We start from the raw sequence: 1,276 nt of genomic DNA on the forward strand, positions 1-1,276 counted from the left end.
GCGGCCGGGCGCGGCCTGGAGGTGGAACTGCCGCACCGGGGCAGGCTGCCGGGGAGTCCGGGTTCGACGGCGTGCTGCGGGACCTGGCCTCCCGCGCCGACCTGGCCACGGCCCGCGCCACCGCCAAGTTCACCGAGTATCCGGCGGGCCATCTGGAGCTGGCCGGACCCGCCTGGCCGTGGCGTCCGACGGCGTGGGCCGCCTTGGCCCTCGCCGCGGCCGCGGGGACCGGGATGCTTGCCGGGAGAAGAAGGATGAATACCCTGATCGTCGTGGGTAGCAGAATGTTCAAACCCAGACGATGAAGGAGAAAAACGTGGCTCTCCCCACCCTCACCCCCGAACAGCGTCAGGCGGCTCTCGCCAAGGCCGCCGAGACGCGGGCGGCCCGCGCCAAGCTGCTGGCCGACGTCAAGTCCGGGACGGTCACCTTCAAGCAGCTGCTCGACCGGGACGACGAGATCGCCAAGCGCATCAAGGTGTCCCAGGCGCTGCGCGCCCTGCCCGGGGTGGGCACCGTGAAGGCGGCCCAGCTGATGGCGCAGGCCGACGTGGACGAGGCCCGCCGCCTGGGCGGGCTCGGCGCCCAGCAGCGCCGCAAGCTCATCGAGGCCATCTCGCGCTGACCCGCCGGCCGGCGTCGTCTCTCCGCCCGCCACCCGATCGCCGCAGAGCGCTCCGGGCGGGCGGAGGACGGCGCCGGCCCCCGGCCGCGGCATCCCCGATGCCGCTCCGAGAGCGTACGGCGCGCTCCGGGGGCATACCGCCGGCCGCCGGGGGTAACGGCGCCCTCATGAGCGACGACCGTCCCGACTCCGCACACCGCAGGCCCGAAGGGCTGGACGACGCCACCGTCGAGGCGCTGGGCAAGCTGTCCGAGGCGCTGGAGACGACCGAGCGGGCCCGCGGGCACCTCTACACCTTCCACCAGCTCACCGGCCACGCCGACCTGATGCTCGACGAGGCGGTGGAGCTGCTGCGCGCCGCCGGGCACGACCGGCAGGCCGACGAGGTCTCCGCCGAGATCATCGGGCGCAACGTGATCGAGGGCCGGTGGACCTTCCAGATCGTCGAGGACTACGACGACGGCTACCACCGCTGCTTCCGCGAGCTGGAGGAGCGGATCAGGAACGAGCTGGCGGGGGGTCGCCGCCACCTCTACGAGGCGGAGATGAAGGAGCGCCGCCGCACGCGCGGCCGTCCGGGGCACGAGGCCGTACCCGATTGACTTCCTCCCCCGCCTAAAGGCGGGGGATTCCAGCGGTCGCCCGCTGGGG

At 73.5% G+C, this 1,276-nt stretch carries 3 protein-coding genes; all 3 read left to right on the forward strand.

The features are described from left to right. Positions 1-305: hypothetical protein (locus ACWJ6R_RS36565; protein ID WP_449066581.1), on the forward strand; the 305-nt coding region annotated here is incomplete at its 5' end. 11 nt (positions 306-316) lie between these two features. Next, positions 317-625 (forward strand): integration host factor, actinobacterial type, encoded by a 309-nt coding sequence (gene mihF / locus ACWJ6R_RS36570; RefSeq protein WP_449066582.1) that lies wholly within the window; start codon positions 317-319, stop codon positions 623-625. A 167-nt stretch (positions 626-792) separates the two neighbouring features. Continuing rightward, the gene (locus ACWJ6R_RS36575; RefSeq protein WP_449066583.1) at positions 793-1,227 is read left to right on the forward strand and encodes a hypothetical protein; all 435 of its coding nucleotides are present in this window, start codon (positions 793-795) and stop codon (positions 1,225-1,227) included. Positions 1,228-1,276: the final 49 nt, after the last annotated feature.

The organism is Planomonospora algeriensis, assembly GCF_977012225.1.

Bases quoted from the DNA above. Each gene is read 5' to 3' on its own strand.
- ACWJ6R_RS36575 (WP_449066583.1), top strand. From the start codon at position 793: ATGAGCGACGACCGTCCCGACTCCGCACACCGCAGGCCCGAAGGGCTG.